The organism is Corynebacterium sp. P4-C1 (assembly GCF_030503595.1).
Taxonomy (GTDB): Bacteria; Actinomycetota; Actinomycetes; order Mycobacteriales; family Mycobacteriaceae; genus Corynebacterium.
Genome location: NZ_CP129966.1, coordinates 1,429,013 through 1,449,551, shown reverse-complemented (window position 1 = coordinate 1,449,551; position 20,539 = coordinate 1,429,013). Strand labels below are relative to the sequence as shown.

Annotated in this window: 18 protein-coding genes; all 18 read left to right on the top strand. The window is 60.9% G+C overall.

Annotated elements, in window-relative coordinates; all coding sequences use genetic code 11:
• Positions 1-24: 24 nt before the first annotated feature.
• Positions 25-855: a transcription termination/antitermination protein NusG gene (nusG, locus tag QYR03_RS06810; protein ID WP_301712617.1), complete on the top strand. Its 831-nt coding sequence runs from the start codon at positions 25-27 to the stop codon at positions 853-855.
• Positions 856-1,084: 229 nt separating this feature from the next.
• Positions 1,085-1,513: a 50S ribosomal protein L11 gene (rplK, locus tag QYR03_RS06805; RefSeq protein WP_076598047.1), complete on the top strand. Its 429-nt coding sequence runs from the start codon at positions 1,085-1,087 to the stop codon at positions 1,511-1,513.
• A 120-nt stretch (positions 1,514-1,633) separates the two neighbouring features.
• Positions 1,634-2,344 (top strand): 50S ribosomal protein L1, encoded by a 711-nt coding sequence (gene rplA, locus QYR03_RS06800; protein WP_301712498.1) that lies wholly within the window; start codon positions 1,634-1,636, stop codon positions 2,342-2,344.
• Between the two features lie 522 nt (positions 2,345-2,866).
• The gene (gene rplJ / locus QYR03_RS06795; RefSeq protein WP_301712497.1) at positions 2,867-3,388 is read left to right on the top strand and encodes a 50S ribosomal protein L10; all 522 of its coding nucleotides are present in this window, start codon (positions 2,867-2,869) and stop codon (positions 3,386-3,388) included.
• 70 nt (positions 3,389-3,458) lie between these two features.
• On the top strand, positions 3,459-3,848 hold the full coding sequence (rplL, locus tag QYR03_RS06790; RefSeq protein WP_076598042.1) for a 50S ribosomal protein L7/L12: 390 nt from the start codon (positions 3,459-3,461) through the stop codon (positions 3,846-3,848).
• Positions 3,849-4,009: 161 nt separating this feature from the next.
• Positions 4,010-4,981, top strand: coding sequence for a hypothetical protein (locus QYR03_RS06785; protein ID WP_301712496.1), 972 nt, complete (start codon positions 4,010-4,012; stop codon positions 4,979-4,981).
• The gene (locus QYR03_RS06780; protein ID WP_301712495.1) at positions 4,971-5,381 is read left to right on the top strand and encodes a hypothetical protein; all 411 of its coding nucleotides are present in this window, start codon (positions 4,971-4,973) and stop codon (positions 5,379-5,381) included. Before QYR03_RS06785 ends, QYR03_RS06780 begins: the two co-directional genes overlap by 11 nt.
• A 129-nt stretch (positions 5,382-5,510) precedes the next feature.
• The gene (locus QYR03_RS06775) at positions 5,511-5,948 is read left to right on the top strand and encodes a hypothetical protein (RefSeq protein ID WP_301712494.1); all 438 of its coding nucleotides are present in this window, start codon (positions 5,511-5,513) and stop codon (positions 5,946-5,948) included.
• A 4-nt stretch (positions 5,949-5,952) separates the two neighbouring features.
• A complete protein-coding gene (locus QYR03_RS06770) occupies positions 5,953-6,699 on the top strand; it encodes a hypothetical protein (protein ID WP_301712493.1) in 747 nt (248 codons plus the stop codon).
• 196 nt (positions 6,700-6,895) lie between these two features.
• The gene (locus tag QYR03_RS06765) at positions 6,896-7,330 is read left to right on the top strand and encodes a hypothetical protein (protein ID WP_301712492.1); all 435 of its coding nucleotides are present in this window, start codon (positions 6,896-6,898) and stop codon (positions 7,328-7,330) included.
• 107 nt (positions 7,331-7,437) lie between these two features.
• Positions 7,438-7,866 (top strand): hypothetical protein, encoded by a 429-nt coding sequence (locus tag QYR03_RS06760; protein WP_301712491.1) that lies wholly within the window; start codon positions 7,438-7,440, stop codon positions 7,864-7,866.
• Between the two features lie 9 nt (positions 7,867-7,875).
• Entirely contained in the window at positions 7,876-9,015 is a 1,140-nt protein-coding gene (locus tag QYR03_RS06755) for a hypothetical protein (protein ID WP_301712489.1), read from the top strand.
• A 278-nt stretch (positions 9,016-9,293) separates the two neighbouring features.
• Positions 9,294-9,725: a hypothetical protein gene (locus QYR03_RS06750; RefSeq protein ID WP_301712488.1), complete on the top strand. Its 432-nt coding sequence runs from the start codon at positions 9,294-9,296 to the stop codon at positions 9,723-9,725.
• A gap of 15 nt (positions 9,726-9,740) precedes the next feature.
• The gene (locus QYR03_RS06745; RefSeq protein ID WP_301712487.1) at positions 9,741-10,403 is read left to right on the top strand and encodes a hypothetical protein; all 663 of its coding nucleotides are present in this window, start codon (positions 9,741-9,743) and stop codon (positions 10,401-10,403) included.
• Between the two features lie 104 nt (positions 10,404-10,507).
• Complete coding sequence (locus QYR03_RS06740) at positions 10,508-11,563, top strand: hypothetical protein (RefSeq protein WP_301712486.1); 1,056 nt, start codon at positions 10,508-10,510, stop codon at positions 11,561-11,563.
• A gap of 60 nt (positions 11,564-11,623) precedes the next feature.
• Positions 11,624-12,598: a DUF3068 domain-containing protein gene (locus QYR03_RS06735; RefSeq protein WP_301712485.1), complete on the top strand. Its 975-nt coding sequence runs from the start codon at positions 11,624-11,626 to the stop codon at positions 12,596-12,598.
• Between the two features lie 329 nt (positions 12,599-12,927).
• Entirely contained in the window at positions 12,928-16,425 is a 3,498-nt protein-coding gene (locus QYR03_RS06730; protein WP_301712616.1) for a DNA-directed RNA polymerase subunit beta, read from the top strand.
• 107 nt (positions 16,426-16,532) lie between these two features.
• On the top strand, positions 16,533-20,531 hold the full coding sequence (locus tag QYR03_RS06725) for a DNA-directed RNA polymerase subunit beta' (protein WP_301712484.1): 3,999 nt from the start codon (positions 16,533-16,535) through the stop codon (positions 20,529-20,531).
• Positions 20,532-20,539 lie beyond the last annotated feature (8 nt).

The window sequence follows — 20,539 nt, the reverse complement described above, 5'->3', positions numbered from 1 at the left end:
GACGGCACCTCAGCTCCCGCTGCGATGACTGAGTCCGAAAACTCGGACTCGGATAGGGACGCTGCCGACGACACCACCGAGCAGCAGAGCGAAGAGATGGTCGCTGAGGGCGACGTCCCGGAGCAGCCGGTGCAGGAAGCCGACGCTGAGGGCGTGACTGACCCGGAGGCCGCTCTGGCCGCTGAGCCGGAGGAATCCGCCGACGCCGAGTACAAGGCGCGCCTGCGCAAGTACACCCGCGAGCTGAAGAAGCTGCCAGGCCAGTGGTACATCATCCAGTCCTACTCCGGCTACGAGAACAAGGTGAAGACCAACCTGGACATGCGCATTCAGACCCTCGAGGTGGAGGACTCCATCTACGACGTGGTCGTGCCCATCGAGCAGGCCATCGAGCTCAAGGACGGCAAAAAGAAGTTGGTCAAGCGCAAGCTCCTGCCGGGCTACGTGCTCGTCCGCATGGACATCAACGACGCCGCCTGGTCCGTGGTCCGCGAGACCCCGGGCGTGACCTCCTTCGTGGGCAACGAGGGCAACGCCACCCCGGTCAAGCACCGCGACGTGGCCAAATTCCTCATGCCGAAGGAGCCGAAGGTCGACGAGGACGCCGCCAAGACCGAGGCGAACGCTGAGGGCGAGACCGTCATTGCCATGCCGGAGCAGGAGGAGAAGCCGAAGGTCGCGCACGACTTCGAGGTCGGCGAAGCGGTAACCATCCTCTCCGGTGCCCTGGCCAGCGTCTCCGCCACGATCAACGAGATCGACCCGGAGACCGGCAAGATCCAGGCGCTCGTGTCCATCTTCGGTCGCGAGACCCCGGTCGAGCTCACCGCCGACCAGATCGAGCGCATCATGTAGCGCTCGACTCCCCTTTGCGCACCAAGACCCGGCTCCGGCCGGGTCTTTCGCGATTTGGGGCAGGGCAGCGTGGTGGCATACACTTGTCGGTCGTGCCTGCGGCATCGCGGGCACGTGAACACGTTCGTCCCCGGTGGCTGCGTCGATAAGCGAAAAGTGTCGATGCGGCATCCGGAAGGCCCAGTTAAACATCGTGGCTGGGGCCTGTACCTAGGAAAGAGGTAATCCGATGGCTAAGAAGAAGGTCACCGGCCTGATCAAACTGCAGATCGAGGCTGGTATGGCTAACCCGGCACCGCCGGTCGGTCCGGCTCTCGGTGCGCACGGCGTCAACATCGTCGAGTTCACCAAGGCCTACAACGCTGCGACCGAGTCCATGCGCGGCAACATCGTCCCGGTGGAGATCACGGTCTACGAAGACCGCTCCTTCGACTTCATCCTGAAGTCCCCGCCGGCCGCGAAGCTTCTCCTCAAGGCTGCTGGTCTGCAGAAGGGGTCCGGCGTTCCGCACACTGACAAGGTCGGTTCCGTGACCTGGGAACAGTGCAAGGAAATCGCTGAGACCAAGAAGAAGGACCTCAACGCCCGCGACATCGAGGCAGGCGCCGCCATCATCGCCGGCACCGCCCGTTCCATGGGCATCGACGTGAAGAAATAAAACTCCTTCATGTCCTCGGCTACGTCCCGCCCGGGACCTAGCCAGTGGGAGGGTCTGGTCTGACCCGCACCACACTTCCACATACTGACACGTCATTATCTGACAAGTAAGGAAACCAACATGGCCAAGAAGCACTCCAAGGCATACACGGAGAAGCTGGCAAAGGTTGACCGCAACAGCGTGTACTCCCCGCTCGAGGCAGTCAAACTCGCCAAGGAAACTGCATCCGACAAGTACGACGCAACCATCGACGTGGCTATGCGTCTCTCCGTCGACCCGCGCAAGGCTGACCAGCTGGTCCGCGGCACCGTCAACCTGCCGAACGGCACCGGTAAGACCGTCCGCGTGGCTGTCTTCGCCGAGGGCGAGAACGCCACCAAGGCTCAGGAAGCCGGCGCCGACATCGTCGGTTCCGACGAGCTGATCGAGCAGATCAACGCCGGCAACATCGACTTCGACGTCGCTATCGCCACCCCGGACCAGATGGCCAAGGTCGGCCGCGTCGCCCGCGTCCTCGGCCCGCGTGGCTTGATGCCGAACCCGAAGACCGGCACCGTCACCCCCAACGTGGCTAAGGCCGTCTCCGAGTCCAAGGGCGGCAAGATCGCCTTCCGCGTGGACAAGGCCTCCAACCTCCACGCCCTCATCGGTAAGGCATCCTTCACCCCGGAGCAGCTCGCCGAGAACTACGGCGCTCTCCTGGACGAGGTGCTGCGTCTCAAGCCGGCATCCGCGAAGGGCATCTACCTGAAGAAGATCACCATCTCTGCAACCCAGGGCCCCGGCATCCCGGTGGACACCAACGTGCAGAAGAACTACACCGAGGCTTAAATGGTGTGAGGCGTAAGCCTCCCCACCGTCTCGTGCATCTGACCCCGCTCCGGCGGGGTCTTTTGCGTTGGTCGGACAGGCTTTTGTGCCGTGCGGGAGCGGGAAAGATTGCCGTGCATGAACCGCTGCTCATGATCCCACCTTCGATCCGCCGGTCTTAAACCCGATCCATGCAGGAACGTTCATCGCATAACAGATACAACCCGCGCATCCCCGCTACCCCACCACCGCCCGAACCTCCTAGGGCGCGATTTGGTGCGGAACGGCACCCTGCACTAAGGTTCATCATCGAAGTTTGAACGGCCCACACAAAGGGCCGAGCTCAAGTTTCACCGAAGACCGTCGGTCACTCGACCGGAGAAGTTCCGGAAGAGTCGAAGGAATCCCCCAGGGATCGGCCCACGCAGGAGAAACGTGGCATTCCTCCGCGCTTTGCGCGCTTGTGCCTCGTGCTTCTGCACGGGGCAATTTTCATTGCTCCGGGCGGACAAGACATGAAGTAATGGGAAGGAGGCGTGTGTCATGGCAAACCCGAAGAACACGGCTGAGCTTGCTGCCTTGAAGGAGAAATTCGAGGGCGCTAGCTCTGTCTTCCTCACCGAGTACCGCGGCCTGACCGTGGGTCAGCTGCAGGAGCTGCGCGGTGAGCTCGGTTTTGACGTTGAACTGCACGTCGCCAAGAACACCCTCGTTAAGATCGCTGCCAACGAGCACGGCATCGAGGGTCTCGATGATCTTCTGACCGGCCCGACCGCAGTCGCCTTCATCAAGGGCGATGCAACGGTCGATGCTGCGAAGGTCATGAAGAAGTTCGCCAAGGGTAACGAGGCTTTCGTTATCAAGGGCGGCTACATGGACGGTAACCCTCTCGACGCAGCCCAGGTGGATGCTGTCGCAGAGATGGACAACCGCGAGACCACTCTTTCCAAGCTCGCCGGCGCATTCCAGGGTTCTCTGGCGAAGGCTGCTGGCCTCTTCGAGGCTCCGGCATCCAAGACGGCACGACTCGTTGCCGCACTGCAGGACAAGCAGGAAGCCGCGTAAGGCGACTTCCACCACTAGTACGCACACCAAACATCTGGCCGCATAAGGCCACAACAGAAAGGAAGCCACCATGGCTAAGCTCTCCAAGGATGAGCTCATTGAGCAGTTCAAGGAAATGACCCTTATTGAACTTTCCGAGTTCCTGAAGGAATTCGAGGAGGTCTTCGACGTGACCGCTGCCGCTCCGGTCGCTGCTGTTGCAGCTGCTCCGGGCGCTGCTGGCGATGCCCCAGCTGAGGAGGAGAAGGACGAGTTCGATGTCGTTCTCGAGGCTGCTGGCGACAAGAAGATCGGCGTCATTAAGGCTGTCCGCGAGATCGTCTCCGGCCTGGGCCTGAAGGACGCCAAGGAGATGGTTGAGGGCGCACCGAAGGCCATCCTCGAGGGCGCTAACAAGGACGACGCTGAGGCTGCTAAGGCCAAGCTCGAAGAGGCTGGCGCTACCGTCACCCTCAAGTAAGCACTTTTCGCTTATCGACGGCACCCCCTTCAGTCGCATCCGCGACCGAAGGGGGTGTTTCGCGTTTCCGGAAGACCCCTGCCCTGCGTGAAGAGCCGGCGCTATCTTGTGGAGATGAGTTCGCAATTCGGGTTTCAGATGGATGTAAGGAGGTTGTCTTAGTGGGTGGTTTGACTCGTAGGCAGTTGGTGGAGCGGTGGGAGGATTCGTGTTCTCCGGAGATGTTGGTTGGTCCGTCTCCTTTTGGTCTGGTGGATGGTCGCGAGGATTTTCGTGGTTTTCATTGGACGTGTCCGTTGGATAAGTGGGGGTTTCCGAAGCGGGTTTTCTCGGTTAGTGGTCAGAGGGTTGAGAATGTTGATCTCAGTTATGCGGAGATCAGTCCGTTGACTGCGCGGGAATTCACGCTGACTAATAGTTACGCTAAGCGGGCGAAGATCTTCGTGGCCGACTGGACGTATGGCAGTGTGACTGATTGCGAGTTTGATCGGTGCGCGATCAAAGGTTCTATGCCGTGGCGCCTAGTTGCTGTGGAACGGTGCGTGTTTCGTGGGTGCACGTTTCCAAAGCTTTTTGCCTTCGGGGCGCGTTATGAGGACTGTCAGGCGATTGATATGCGTTTTAATGGGCCGTTGGGTGGATCAAAAGATTATCCGTTGTTGAGGAATGTGACGGTGAGCGGCAAGTGGAAAGAGTTTTGCGTCGAGGAGACCGTTGAGGGGGATCAGCTTGTTGGTTGTGATTTCAGTGGTGTCGAGTTCGAGACTTTTGCGTTTTTGTATGGCGATGTCAGGAAGGTGAAGCTTCCTGAGGGGATGCAGCGTTTTGTTGTTGTGAATTGGGGGGATGTTCGTGACAGCATCGCGCAGAAGTTGGAGGCGTTGTATGAATCGAGCTCGCGGGGGGAGTCGGCGTTTCGGCAAGCGAGTTATGCGCGGATCCTTTTGGAGCGGGATTTGAAGGGGCGGCATGATTCGGCGCCGAGGGCTCGTGGTGCCCGTTATTGTGATGAGCTGAAGGTCGTGGTCGATTGGGGGTACAGTCGCAATTATCTTCTGGAAATTTATGAGGACGCGGGGGCTGAGTTCATGGTTGATCCTCGTGTGAACGAAAGGCATGTAGATGAGTCTTAACGCTGGTTTTGAGTACCTTGACGGCGACTGGGTGGTCGGGGATCCGGGGATTGGTCCGGAGAAGGACTGGTTGATCAGTGTTGCTGATGGGGATATGTGTTTTATCACTGTCAGTACTGATGAGGGGGGACGAGAGTTCTTCTTCGGTGCTAATCCCACGATTGTGTTCGATGTTGATCCGGAGTTGGTTCCGGATTATGACGGTGAGGTTTTCCGTTCCTTTTTCGCCGGTCGTTATCCGGAGGCGGAAGAAAAAATTGTGGAGTTTGCGGAGACGTACCGGATCATGGCTGGTGATACGGAGCCGACTTATGATGCTGAGGTGCGTGAGGGCGGCGATCTCGTCATTAAGTGGTGTTCTGTTTTGGGGATCCCGAGCCCGCTGGAACCGATCGAATAACCGGTGCGAGTCAAGACGGGTTTCAGGAATGACTGTGCGCTGAATCCGTCGTTAGCCTGGTCCACCTAGGGGTAACTAGTGGCAGGCTGAAGAATCGTTTGTCGGTGGTGAAAGTGAGGGAGTACCTGAATGGCTATTGAGGGTGCGTCTGCTAAAGGGGAAGGAAAGCTTATCCCCTGGCCCTTTGACGCCGATTCTGATGTGTTGTCGTTGGGTTTGGCGTGTGTGCCTGAGTGGGTTCCGTCGGAGTACCGGGAGTTTTTCGATAGTTATGCCGCGTTTGGAGTTGAGGGTGCGGTGTGGTTCTCTCCGTTCTATGCGCCGAGCGATACCTTTAGTGTCCAGTCCGGTTATGCCAGCATGCGTCAGGCCGCTGAGGCGTTTGGTGGGGACCCAGATGCGTGGTTTCCGGTCGCTGATCGGGACGATTTCGAGTATGTGGTGTATCACCGCAAGGACGATGATTCGGTCGAGTTCGGCAGCTACCATTTTGAAGATCAGGAGTTCTTGGATGGGCCGTATCCGAGTATGAGGGCGTGGATGCGCACCTACGGGGTGGATCTTTAACAGTATGGAAGTGTCGAGTACGAGGTTCGATGACCGTTCTTTTGATCGGGTGTGTGTCGATGGGCTGAGTTTGTCGACGGTGTGGTTTGAAAACTGCACCATTACTCGCCCGTATGGGACGCCCAGTGGTGTGTCGGGTGTGTCGTTGGTCGATTCGGAACTGGTTTGTCCGGAGTTCGGGTTGCGTGCGGACTGGTTTGCCACCGTTGCTGGATCCTCGTTGCGTGATGTGGTGCTTGAGGGAAGCGGTGCGCAGTTTCCGATCTTGGCCCGGGTGATGGGGTCGACGGTCACTGGTGAGATCCGGAATGTGGGTTTTGCTGAGCATCGTCGGTATGACCAGCTCGATGGTGTCGATTTGTCGGGGTGCGCGCTGGAGAACGTGAGTTTTCTGGGGATTCCGATGGAGCGGGTCGTGTTGTCGCCTGAGGACAAGGCGCTTGTGGTCGAGGATTGGGCGGCTGTCGCCGATGATGTGCATGCTGTTGCTCGCGAGGGGATGTCGAGCAGCGACGGCAAGGTGAACCTCGCGGCTGGGGAACTGCACGAGTTTATTGAGCGTGATGCGTCGTTGTTCCGATCAGCGCACGGGCTCGGGCGCCCGGATGGGTCGTTGGGGTACGACGAGCGGCGTGGTTCGCGGTATGTGCATGAGGTTGTGTCGGCGGATAAGCCTGAATGGTTTGTTGAGGCGATCCGGTCGTTGTACCGCGAGGTCGGTGTTGACCGGCTGCTTCCGCAAGGGCTCTGATCGGGGAGGAAGTGCTGTAGCCTCTAGCGCGGGCTGAGACTTGGACGGTTCCGTTGGCTTGAGTCTGGGGGTGTGCGATCTGTTCGTCGTGCCTCACACTGCGTTCACTGTTCCGGTGCGGTGGCATGGCCTGGTTCCAGTTAGGCTCTATGAGCGTAAGTGATATTTCGCCAAGGTGAAAGGGCACTGCGTCTCAATGGATTTCGGCATTGATGCACCGATTGCGTTTGATCGGGTGCTCTGCGAGCTTGAGGGCGTTCGTTCGTATCCGTCGATGGTCACTCCGGGTGTCACTATCCACAACGGGAAACTGGGGATCGGTGGTTGTGAATTCCATGTTCGCGCGACCGAGACTCCTGACGGTGTCTTGGAGTATTCGATCGCTATGCCGGGCGAGAGCGGGAGCACGTTTTTGGGGATTCCGCTTTTGACGTCGACTGCGCGTTTTACTGAGGCGTTGGATGAGAAAGGCATTCCGTGGGCCGATGATGGGAAGTCGGACATCGTGTTGTACGAGCATTGGATGGCGTTTTTCGACGATGTCGGGGAGATCACCCATGTGCTGTGGTACAACCGCGAGTTGATGACGGACGTGGAGTTACTGGACGCTGCGTTTCCGCCGAAGCAATGACAGGCACTGCGTGCGTTCGCGTCTCGATTCGTGGCGGCGAAACCGGAATCGCGGTTAGCATTTGGCAGACAAGGCCATCAGAAGATTGAGCAATGCCGAGGTACGCGATGGATTTCACTGTGCGCCCGCCTGAGGGGTTCGAGTTGGGGCATACGCAGGACTACTACGAGGGGAAGGTGCCGCAGTTCTTTCTGACTGATGCGGTGTGGGGCAAGACTTTCAGGGGCGGTGTCGTCGAGAAGTTCGGGGAGTTGGCGAATGTCTCCGGCGAGTTCACGGGCGATATCGTTACGGCATTGTCGATTGGGATCAGTGAGGATTCCACGTTGTGCGGGGTTCCGCTTGCCCAGCCGTTGGACCGGGTGGCTCTCCAACTTGAGAGTCAGGGCTTTGCGGTCGAGGGGTGGGAGCAAATCGATGATGACGTAACGGTCCTCCACCTGATCACTGATAACGGGAAAATGCAGGTCACTGCAACGCACGGGAAGCCCACAGCTGTTGTCTGGGCGATGGGCGCCCAGGGCGCGAAGCAGTAGCAGGCAGTGATGAAGACGCCGAATTGCGAGCCTCTGGCCTGCTTCCTAGTGGCAAGTGGCTGGGAGCGTGAGAACGAGACTTCGTTCTTGCTCAAGGGGCCGTCGCTGGCATCGCTGTTGGTGCTCGAGCCGTCGCATCCTCTGGGCGATCCTGGAGGTGAGTCGGTGGTGGCGCACATCAGTGTGCTCGACCCAGCGTTGCGCACGGCATCCAATGACGGGGTGATCTACCGGGGCGCGCCGCAGTCGCTGTTCAACGCGGCGTTGATCGGCAAGGCTTCGAATGCATTGACTACGGCTATCCGGCTGCAGCGTGACGGCGCGCCGGACACTGAGCGTTTTGCACAGTTGCAAGTTGATATAGCGGGCTTCACCAATGGTGTGTCTGCACCGTGGATTGCGCAGTGTATTTCTGCCGGTGAGCGCTGCGGAAGCGACCACAGTGAGGCAGATGCGCGGAATTTGGCCGCGTCGTTGCGTTCGTTGGGGGAGGACAGTCTTGCGGCGGAGGTTGAGAAGGACTCCGCTAGGTTCCATTCGGAGCGTGGGTCAGCGGTGCCCGCATGCACTGTTGCGGTCTTCATTCCGTCTGGTTGTGCCGGCGCCGACACGATTTTCAGCATTGTCGAGGCGTCGAGCACGGATAGCGCTCCAGATCCGCGACTCGAAGATTACGTGGAGGTTTGCGCGCTTATCGACGGCTTGTCTACCCCACGTGTCCGTAATTCCCGCCTAGTGACTGTGGAGGTTGCGTGGAGCCATTCGGTTCCGGAGGAACTGCTTGAGGCTGCGGCGCGTGATGGCTTGGGTGTCTGCAATCTGACGACGGGTGAGTTCTATCTGGCTGGCGATGAGGACCCGCGTTTCACATCTGAGATCACTTATCGGCTTGCGTGTGCGTCGCCGACGACGGCTGTGCGGGCGTTGAGGCTGATCCGTCGGGAGAGCATCATTGCTGGCGCTGATGCTGATACTGCTGTTTTTCTTCTTGACGATGCGAGCGGGGATGCACTCACGGTCGAATACGACTTGCTGAGCGGCTCCTACCAGGTTGACCACCGCGCCACCTCGGATAAGAGCGCGCTGCCTGCGCGTTTTTCCTGCGGTTACGAAGAAGCCGTCCAACTGGTGGAGGCGTTCCTCGCATGACCTGAGTCGGTTAGGAATTACTTGTAATCGAGCGCTAGTCGGGTTTTTCGTAGACGATGGAGGACATGACTAAGTTTCCTTCGGAATATTGGGGGCTCAGCAGACCACGTGGATTTGATCGAAAGACTGGCGAGATAAGCGACTTGCATCAAAGTGGTCGCCTCTTGTCCGATTTCGCATAGCCAAGGTAGAGGAGTTAATTAGTGATTTGTTACGAGATTTTGCATGCGATTCGTACGGCCATGTTTCAGTATGACGGGTCTTTTCATATGTTGAAGATGACTGAGACCCAGGATTTCAACGAGTTCGACGGCCGGAAATTTGAAGTAATGGAGGACCGTAGAGAGGTCGACGGATCACTGATGCCGCAATATGGTCTGACAGAGGCTTTGGGGGCGCTGGTGGCTGAAAGCGAGATGGCTCCTGCGATTCGTGAGGCGTTGAATCAGGGTGGGGCGAGGATTGCTGAGGCGACGTTTGTCAGCCAGTTTGGGACCTACCACGGTTTTCGTGCTTTCAATTTGTATGAAGATACGCCGCAGGCTCCTGTGTTTAGGACTCGTACTACTCCGTCTAATCCTGATCTGTGGAGAAAGCAATTTTATACGCCTCAGTTTGCTGAGTGGTTGCAGGCGAATTTCGATACTCGTGGTGTGAGGATTACTCGTGTTGAGCGGGATCCGTATTTCTATCTGCCGGATCGGAAGTAGGAGGGGGAGTGTGTTGTGGTTGTTGAGCTTCCGCGGTTGATTTCTGTTGAGGATTTTCTTTCTGGTGTTGATCTGGTGCCGTTGCCGGATCTGACGTGGGGTCAGGCTAGGGAGGTTTTGGCTGGTTCCGGGGATGCGGAAACGCATGTGACGGTGGTTGGTGCGCTTGCGCGTAATTTGATTAATTCTTGTAGTGTTCCCGGGCGGGAAGGCAATGCGATTCCTGGTCGTGAAGCTAATGAGGTGCTTGCTGGTTCGCCGGTGGCTCGGTGGGCGGCGATGACGCTTCTTGATTACGATGCCGCGGCGTATGCGCCGTTGGATGTGCACCGTTTCGTTGCAGCTACTGATACTCCGCGTGGGGGTGATGCGTTGGTGGCTATGCATTTGTGGGGGACGGCTGGGTTGTGTCATGAGGGGATCCAAGATCCGTTTGGTGCGCTTGACGCGTGTGGGGCTTTTTTGGAGTTGAGTCAGGGGCGTGGGTGGACGCGCCCGGATTTCGATATTGCTCGGATCGTGCTTGATGCGGCTGTTGAGGGGCAAAGTGGGCCGATTGGTCCGGTTGGAGAGGAGTTGATGCGCAAGTGGGAGCAGCGTCTTGTGGGGGCGGTGGAAGGTGTTGATCCTGATTTCGCGTACACCGAACACCAGCTTTTGAGGGCGTGGCGGAGTTAGCGTCAGGCCCTACTGTAGAAGCGCAGAGACACTGATTTTGGGCGTCGCTACGCTCAACTACGATCTGGCCTGAGTCCTCAGGTTCGCACGCAAGGGGGTTAGCTGTGTTTGTGAAGTTTGATCCGGAAAACCAAATTAAAGCTGCCAACGCTGAGGTTGTGCGGGTTGTAGAAGCGGTCAATCCGGAGTTGTTGGGTTCGCTCGATATGGAGGGGCCGTGGAACAAGCAGTTGAAAGAACAGGCCTCGCGTACGGAGCTCGACCAGATCCGTGAGGGGCTGCGTCCGCTGGGAGAGCGTTCTTTTGATGACCCGATTGCACGCTATATGTTCAGCTATCTTCCGGATTTGGGCGTGAAGAACCCAGACATCACCTACGTCATTGATGAGTTTGAGAGGCTCAAAGACGAAGAGTGGAGCTTCGATTTGGAGCGTGTGCTGGACTTCGATGCGACCATTTTGTGCAAGGCGATGTCGGCGCGCAACGTTGATCAGCTTGACAGGCTGCTACGGATTGAGTCGGACACGATTGCAGGGCAGCAGTCCGTGGTGATCCAGGAGGGGGTAGGGAAGAAATTCTTCCGCGAAGCCCCGGAGTTGAGTTGGTTGGCGGGTTCGCGCTTTCGGGGCAGAGATAAGTATCTTGATGCTGCTCTTGATCGGATGGTGTCTGTTTCTGGTGAGGGTGTCGCGGCGAAGGCTGTGGGGGGTGCTTCGGCGGGCACAGAGACGCTGGGTGTGGAGTCGCTGGATGATGCGGCGGTGAGTGGTCCGATTCCGATCTATGTGTCGGTGCCGGCGGAGGAGTATTCGGCGCTTGTGTCCGCTGATGCGCAGGTTCGGGCGGATGCGGTGTTTGAGGCGATGGAGGAAGAGACGTACCCGGTGGGGGATGTCGATAAGCTTCATGCGGCGACTCATCGCGTGCTGGTCGAGCTTGTGGGGGAGAAGGACGCGGAGGCGATTGTCTATGGCGGCACCGATTTGGATCCGCAGCAGGACACGGACGGGTTGAGGGGGAATGAGGCGGGGTCGTCGATAAGCTCGCGTCCGTGCTCGCTGGTGTTGAGCTGGGGGCGGTGGAGAATTCGTATGCGGTGGGGGAGTTGGCCGCGATCTACGCTGCGGCGGCTGAGCGCGGCGACGCGATCGCGGTGCTGATGAACTAGCGCGGCGTGGTGACCGTGTGCCTGGGGCGGGTTGGCTTGTAGACTCGCTCGCATGCTCCCTAAATCCCGCATCGCGTCGGCCCTGCTCGTCGGGCTCGGTCTGGCGTTGATCGTTGCGGGGCTCATCGCGCCGCGGTTTCTCAACGGTGATGCGCGGTTCCCGCTGAACCTGGAGAACACCACGTGGACGCTCCACGACCCGGAAGCGACGGTGGGGGAGGCCAAAGACGACGGCACGGCGAAGGACGTGACGGTGCCGCTCACGCGTCAGCTGCACATGACGGTGCAGAACCCGGCGACGGACAAGACCGTGGCATTGCGCGTGGGCGACTCCTTGCTGCGCGGGGACAAAGAATCGGATTTCGAGAATCTGGTCACAGCCGCGACCTGGTCGGCGGAAATGGACCGGAAAACAGGCCGTTTCGACGCGCCGGCACGAGTGAACACAGTGATGGCGCTGCCCGAAGAAACAGTCGACATCGACGGCGTGTGGCTGAAATTCCCGTCGGATGTGCAAAAGGAGAGCTACCCCGTGTTCGACCCGACGCTGCGCGCTGCCGTCGACGCGGAATTCACCGGTGAGAGCCAGCTGGCCGGACGGACGGTCTACACCTTCACGCAGACCGTCCCCGACACCAATGTCGCGGAGCTCTACCCAGGTGAGCAGAACTCGCTGATGGTGCCCGGGCCCGACGGGGAAGCGAAAAAGGCGTTCAAGCACCACGCGGCCGCGCGCGAAATCACTGTCGACCAGATCACGGGCCTGGTCGTCGGGATCAACGAGAAGGTCGACGACTACTACGCGGACCGTGCGGGCGAGCGCGTGCGCGGAATCTACTCCTACGACGCGGCAATGGACCAGCAGCAGGTTGAGAATCTGGCCGGCCAGTTGCCGACAGTCACCCAGGGGCTGTCGCGCACCGTGACCTATGCCGTACTCGGGGTGGGCGGTCTACTGGTGCTGGCCGGACTGATCGGGGCGTTCCGTCTGGGTGGGCGCCGCCGGGCGACATCGCACCGCGCGTAGACGCACCACGTGCTGTGGCGTTACGGCGGGTGGGCCTCGCGGTGGTATGGTTTGCGGCGAGCGACGGTAGCTATTGGTAGGTATCGGTACATTTCGGCCGGCATCGCTTTACAAGCGGGCAGTGGGGGTATAAGCTGTCTCCTTGCGCTGGAAGCCGTCGCCAGTGTGTATGAGGAAAACCTTGGATCAATGCGAAAACATTGATTTGACAAGGTGATTTTGTGCATTCTGGACATCCGGGGGCTTCCACAGCTGTCGCAGCTAACATTAAACGCTAATTATCCAGCGGGTGACCAGTGCATATGCGCCGTGTACGGGCCCCGCGTGAGGTGCTGGAAGGACCCATCTTGGCAGTCTCCCGCCAGACCAAGTCAGTGGCCACGATTCCCGGAGCTCCGGAGCGCTACTCGTTCGCGAAGATCGACGAGCCGATTGCGCTTCCTGGGCTCCTCGATGTTCAGTTAGAATCCTTCGCCTGGCTCGTCGGCACGCCCGAGTGGCGTGAGCGTCAGGCAGAACAGCGCGGCGACGATGCCCGCATTACATCCGGTCTCGAGGACATCCTGGAAGAAATCTCCCCGATCCAGGATTACTCGGGCAACATGAGCCTGTCTCTGTCTGAGCCGCGCTTCGAAGATGTCAAGTACACCATCGACGAGTGCAAAGACAAGGACATCAACTACTCCGCACCGCTGTACGTGACCGCGGAGTTCATCAACAACGACACCCAGGAGATCAAGTCCCAGACTGTCTTCATCGGCGACTTCCCGCTGATGACCGACAAGGGCACGTTCATCGTCAACGGCACCGAACGTGTCATTGTCTCCCAGCTGGTGCGTTCCCCGGGCGTCTACTTCGACGAGACGATCGACAAGTCCACCGAGCGTCCGCTCCACGCCGTGAAGGTCATCCCTTCCCGTGGTGCATGGCTCGAGTTCGACGTCGATAAGCGTGATACCGTCGGTGTGCGCATCGACCGCAAGCGCCGTCAGCCCGTGACCGTCCTGCTGAAGGCCCTCGGCTGGACCGAGCAGCAGATCAAGGACCGCTTCGGCTTCTCCGAGATCATGATGTCCACGCTGGAAAACGACGGCGTGGCCAACACCGATGAGGCGCTCCTGGAGATCTACCGCAAGCAGCGCCCGGGCGAGCAGCCGACGCGTGACCTTGCGCAGTCGCTGCTCGAGAACGCCTTCTTCCGCGCGAAGCGCTACGACCTCGCACGCGTCGGCCGCTACAAGGTCAACCGCAAGCTCGGTCTCGGCGGCGACCACGAAGGCCTGATGACCCTGACTGAAGAGGACATCGCCACCACGCTCGAGTACCTCGTGCGCCTGCACGCCGGCGAGCGCGAGATGACCTCCCCGGAGGGCGTTGTCATCCCGATCAACACCGACGATATCGACCACTTCGGCAACCGCCGCCTGCGCACCGTGGGCGAGCTGGTGCAGAACCAGGTCCGCGTCGGCCTGTCCCGCATGGAGCGCGTCGTGCGCGAGCGCATGACCACCCAGGACGCGGAGTCGATCACCCCGACCTCCCTGATCAACGTCCGCCCGGTCTCCGCGGCGATCCGAGAGTTCTTCGGAACCTCCCAGCTGTCGCAGTTCATGGACCAGAACAACTCCCTGTCCGGCCTGACCCACAAGCGCCGCCTGTCGGCGCTCGGCCCGGGCGGCCTGTCCCGTGAGCGCGCCGGCATCGAGGTCCGAGACGTCCACCCGTCCCACTACGGCCGCATGTGCCCGATCGAGACTCCGGAAGGCCCGAACATCGGCCTGATTGGCGCACTGTCTTCCTACGCACGTGTGAACCCGTTCGGCTTCATCGAGACGCCGTACCAGAAGGTCGTCGACGGCAAGATCACCGACGAGATCGACTACCTCACCGCCGACGAAGAGGACCGCTACGCCATCGCCGAGGCGGCCACCGAGCACGACGAGGACATGAATATCACCGCCGAGCGCATTGAGGTGCGCCTCAAGGACGGCGATATCGGTGTCGTGGGCGCCAAGGATGTCGACTACGTGGATATCTCTCCGCGCCAGATGGTCTCCGTCGCCACGGCGATGATTCCGTTCCTCGAGCACGACGACGCGAACCGTGCCCTCATGGGTGCGAACATGCAGAAGCAGGCTGTGCCGCTGCTGCGTTCCGACGCCGCGTACGTGGCCACCGGCACTGAGCTGCGCGCCGCCTACGACGCAGGCGACATCGTCATCGCCAGGCAGTCCGGTGTCGTTGAGGACGTCACCGGTGATGTCATCACGATCATGGACGACGAAGGCCAGCGCGAGTCCTACCTGCTGCGCACTTTCGAGCGCACCAACCAGGGCACTTGCTACAACCAGACCCCGATCGTGTCTGCGGGCGAGCGCGTCGAGGCCGGCCAGGTCATCGCCGACGGCCCGGGCACCAAGAACGGCGAGATGGCGCTGGGCACCAACCTGCTCGTGGCATTCATGCCGTGGGAGGGCCACAACTACGAGGACGCCATCATCCTCAACCAGCGCGTGGTGGAGCAGGACATCCTGACCTCCGTGCACATTGAGGAGCACGAGATCGATGCCCGCGATACCAAGCTGGGCGCCGAGGAAATCACCCGCGAAATCCCGAACGTCTCCGAGGACGTGCTGAAGGACCTCGACGAGCGCGGCATCATCCGCATCGGTGCGGACGTCCGCGACGGCGACATCCTCGTCGGCAAGGTCACCCCGAAGGGCGAGACCGAGCTGACCCCGGAGGAGCGCCTGCTGCGCGCCATCTTCGGCGAGAAGGCCCGCGAGGTCCGCGACACCTCCCTGAAGGTGCCGCACGGTGAGACCGGCAAGGTCATCGCTGTCCGCCGCTTCTCCCGCGAGGACGACGACGATCTGTCGCCGGGCGTCAACGAGATGATCCGCGTCTACGTCGCCCAGAAGCGCAAGATCCAGGACGGCGACAAGATGGCCGGCCGCCACGGCAACAAGGGCGTCGTGGGCAAGATCCTCCCCGAGGAGGACATGCCGTTCATGGCTGATGGCACCCCGGTGGACATCATCCTGAACACCCACGGTGTGCCGCGCCGTATGAACATCGGCCAGGTCCTCGAGGTTCACTTGGGCTGGCTGGCACACGCCGGCTGGACCGTCAACCCGGACGACCCGAAGAACGCGAAGCTGCTGGAGACCCTGCCGGAGCGCCTCTACGACGTTCCGCCGGAGTCCCTCACCGCCACCCCGGTGTTCGACGGTGCCACCAATGACGAGATCGCGGGCCTGCTGGCCAACACCAAGCCGAACCGCGACGGCGAGGTCATGGTGGACGGCGACGGCAAGACCGTGCTTTTCGACGGCCGCTCCGGCGAGCCGTTCAAGTACCCGATCTCCGTCGGCTACATGTACATGCTCAAGCTGCACCACCTCGTGGACGAGAAGATTCACGCTCGTTCCACCGGCCCGTACTCCATGATCACCCAGCAGCCGCTGGGCGGTAAGGCGCAGTTCGGTGGCCAGCGCTTCGGCGAGATGGAGGTGTGGGCGATGCAGGCGTACGGCGCCGCCTACACCCTGCAGGAGCTCCTGACCATCAAGTCCGATGACGTGGTGGGCCGCGTGAAGGTGTACGAGGCGATTGTCAAGGGTGACAACATCCCGGATCCGGGCATCCCCGAGTCCTTCAAGGTGTTGCTCAAGGAGCTGCAGTCGCTGTGCCTCAACGTCGAGGTGCTGTCCACCGACGGCACTCCGATGGAGCTGTCCGGCGACGACGACGAATACGACCAGGCAGGATCCTCGCTGGGCATTAACCTGTCCCGCGACGAGGGTTCCGCAGCCGACACGGCATAAGCGCTTCCAAGCGCTTCTGCCGTGCGTCGGCAAGCAAATAAGACTTAATACGAAGAACTAATTCAACTTCAATCCTCCCGCGAAATGGGAGGTGAAAGGGCATTTACGTGTTTGACGTAAACCTCTTCGATGAGCTCCGCATCGGCCTGGCCACCGCCGAAGACATCCGCCGTTGGTCGCACGGCGAGGTGAAGAAGCCGGAGACAATCAACTACCGCACCCTCAAGCCGGAGAAGGACGGCCTGTTCTGCGAGCGCATTTTCGGCCCGACCCGCGACTGGGAGTGCTCCTGCGGCAAGTACAAGCGTGTCCGCTACAAGGGCATCATCTGTGAGCGCTGCGGCGTCGAGGTGACCAAGTCCAAGGTGCGCCGCGAGCGCATGGGCCACATCGAGCTGGCCGCCCCGGTCACCCACATCTGGTACTTCAAGGGCGTCCCGTCCCGCTTGGGCTACCTGCTGGACCTCGCGCCGAAGGACCTTGAGCGCATCATTTACTTCGCCGCGAACATCATCACGTCCGTCGACGAGGAGGCACGTCACAACGACATGTCCACCCTCGAGGCGGAGATGATCCTGGAGAAGAAGGAAGTCGAGCAGGACACCGAGGCGGAGATCGCCGACCGTGCCCAGAAGCTCGAGGAGGACCTGGCTGAGCTCGAGTCCGAAGGCGCCACCGCCGCCGCGCGCAAGAAGGTGCAGAACGCCGCCGACAAGGAAATGCAGCACATGCGCGAGGCCGGCGAGCGCGAGATCGAGCGCCTCGACGAGATCTGGAACACCTTCATCAAGCTCGCCCCGAAGCAGATGGTCATCGACGAGAACCTCTACGAAGAGCTCGTCGACCGTTACGAGGACTACTTCACCGGCGGCATGGGCGCTGAGGCGATCCAGACCCTAATCCGCAACTTCGACCTCGACGCCGAGTCCGAGGAGCTGCGCACCATCATCGCCGAGGGCAAGGGCCAGAAGAAGGTCCGCGCCCTGAAGCGCCTGAAGGTCGTCGCTGCCTTCCAGCGTTCCGGCAACGACCCGGCCGGCATGATCCTCGACGCTATCCCGGTGATCCCGCCGGAGCTGCGTCCGATGGTTCAGCTGGACGGTGGCCGCTTCGCCACCTCGGACCTGAACGACCTGTACCGCCGCGTGATCAACCGCAACAACCGCCTCAAGCGCATGATCGACCTCGGTGCGCCCGAGATCATCGTGAACAACGAGAAGCGCATGCTGCAGGAGTCCGTTGACGCGCTGTTCGACAACGGTCGTCGCGGCCGTCCGGTCACCGGTCCGGGCAACCGTCCGCTGAAGTCCCTGTCCGACCTGCTCAAGGGCAAGCAGGGCCGCTTCCGTCAGAACCTGCTTGGTAAGCGTGTGGACTACTCCGGCCGTTCGGTGATTATCGTCGGTCCGCAGCTCAAGATGCACGAGTGCGGTCTGCCGAAGCTGATGGCTCTCGAGCTGTTCAAGCCGTTCGTGATGAAGCGCCTGGTGGACAACGACTACGCGCAGAACATCAAGTCCGCCAAGCGCATGGTCGAGCGCCAGCGCCCCGAGGTGTGGGACGTGCTCGAAGAGGCGATTGCCGAGCACCCGGTGCTGCTCAACCGTGCACCGACGCTGCACCGCCTTGGTATCCAGGCCTTCGAGCCGGTTCTGGTGGAGGGCAAGGCCATCCAGCTGCACCCGTTGGCATGTGAGGCGTTCAACGCTGACTTCGACGGCGACCAGATGGCTGTGCACCTGCCGCTGTCCGCTGAGGCACAGGCTGAGGCGCGTGTGCTCATGCTGTCCTCGAACAACATCCTGTCCCCGGCATCCGGTAAACCGCTGGCTATGCCGCGCCTGGATATGGTCACCGGCCTGTACTTCCTGACCATGGTCAAGAGCGAGGGCGAGATCGGCGGCGAGGGCGCTTACGCACCGGGCGACGAGAACGGCCCGGCTCGCGGCTACTACTCCGACTACCGCGAGGCCATCATGGCCTACGACCGCGGTGTCCTGGGTCTGCAGGCCCCGATCAAGGTGCGCATCAGCCACCTGCGTCCGACGCGCGAGATCGAGGCGGAGCAGTTCCCGGACGGTTGGGAGAAGGGGCAGACCTGGACCGCCGACACCACGCTCGGCCGCATCATGTTCAACGAGATGCTGCCGTTCAACTTCCCGTACCAGGAAGGCGCAATGGTGCGTAAGGGCGGCGGCTCCGGCAAGGTGCTGCTCGGCGACATCATCGCCTCCATGGTGGAGAAGTACCCGATGATCACCGTCGCGCAGACGATGGACAAGCTCAAGGACGCCGGTTTCTACTGGGCGACTCGCTCGGGCATCACCATCACCATGTCCGACGTGCTCGTGCTCCCGAACAAGACCGAGATCTTGGACGAGTATGAGAAGGAAGCCGCGGAGATCGAGCGCAAGTTCTGGGAGAAGGGTGCTCTTACTGAGGAGAACCGTTACGACCGTCTTGTGGAGCTGTGGCAGGACGCCACCAACAAGGTCGGCCAGGCTGTCGAGGACCTGTACCCGGACGACAACCCGATTCCGATGATCGTGAAGTCCGGTGCTGCCGGTAACATGCGCCAGATCTGGACCCTGGCCGGTATGAAGGGCATGGTCGTGAACTCCCGCGGTGAGTACATCACCCGTCCGATCAAGACCTCCTTCCGCGAGGGCCTGTCCGTGATGGAGTACTTCAACAACTCCCACGGTTCGCGTAAGGGCCTGGCGGATACCGCTCTGCGTACCGCTGACTCCGGTTACCTCACCCGCCGTCTGGTGGACGTGGCGCAGGACGTCATTGTCCGCGAGGAAGACTGCGGCACCCACCAGGGCGTCAAGGTTCCGGTGGCCGAGGAAGTGGGCGGCAAGTTCGTCCGCCACGACTTGGTGGAGACCTCCGTGTCCGGCCGCGTGCTGGCATCGGACGCCACCGACGCCGATGGCAAGGTCATCCTCGAGGCGGGCAGCGACCTGTCCGAGGAGCGCATCGACACCCTGGTCGAGGCCGGCGTGGCCGAGATCAAGGTCCGTTCCGTGCTGACCTGCCAGACGCCGACGGGTGTGTGCGCGAAGTGCTACGGCAAGTCCATGGCCACCGGCAAGCTGGTGGACATCGGCGAGGCTGTCGGCATCGTGGCCGCACAGTCCATTGGTGAGCCGGGTACCCAGCTGACCATGCGTACCTTCCACCAGGGTGGTGTCGGCGGCGACATTACCGGTGGTCTGCCGCGTGTCCAGGAGCTGTTCGAGGCACGTGTGCCGAAGAACCGCGCCCCGATCGCGTCCGTGGCCGGCGAGATCTCGCTGGAAGACGAGGGCAACTTCTGGACCCTGACCATCCACCCGGAGGACGGCTCCGACGACGTGGTCTACGAGAAGCTGTCCAAGCGCCAGGGTCTGGCCCAGGTGCGCCGCCCGATGGAGTCCAACCCGGACGCCATGATCGAGCGTTCCCTCAAGGACGGCGACAAGGTCAAGGTCGGCGACCGCTTGCTGCGCGGTGCGGCGGATCCGCACGACGTGCTCGAGGTCCTCGGCCGCCGCGGTGTGGAGAAGCACCTCATCGACGAGGTTCAGGCTGTCTACCGCACCCAGGGTGTGTCGATTCACGACAAGCACATCGAGATCATCATCCGCCAGATGCTGCGCCGCGGCACCGTCATCGACGCGGGTGGGACGGAGTTCCTGCCGGGCACCCTGGTCGACCTGTCCGAGGCGCGCCAGATCAACAGCCAGGCTGTCGCCGAGGGTGGCGAGCCGGCTGAGCTGCGCAGTGAGATCATGGGTATCACGAAGGCGTCGCTGGCGACCGAGTCGTGGCTGTCTGCCGCTTCGTTCCAGGAGACGACGCGTGTGCTTACCGACGCCGCGATCAACAAGCGCTCCGATAAGCTGATCGGCCTGAAGGAGAACGTGATCATCGGTAAGCTCATCCCGGCTGGTACCGGTATTTCCCGCTACCGCAACATCTCCGTCAAGCCGACGGAGGCCGCGCGTTCCGCCGCGTACTCGATTCCGTCTTTCGGCGATTCGATCTACGGCGACGAAGGCTACGGCGAGTTCACCGGCGCATCCGTGCCGCTGGATGAGTACGGCTTCGACCAGTTCTAAGCGCTAAC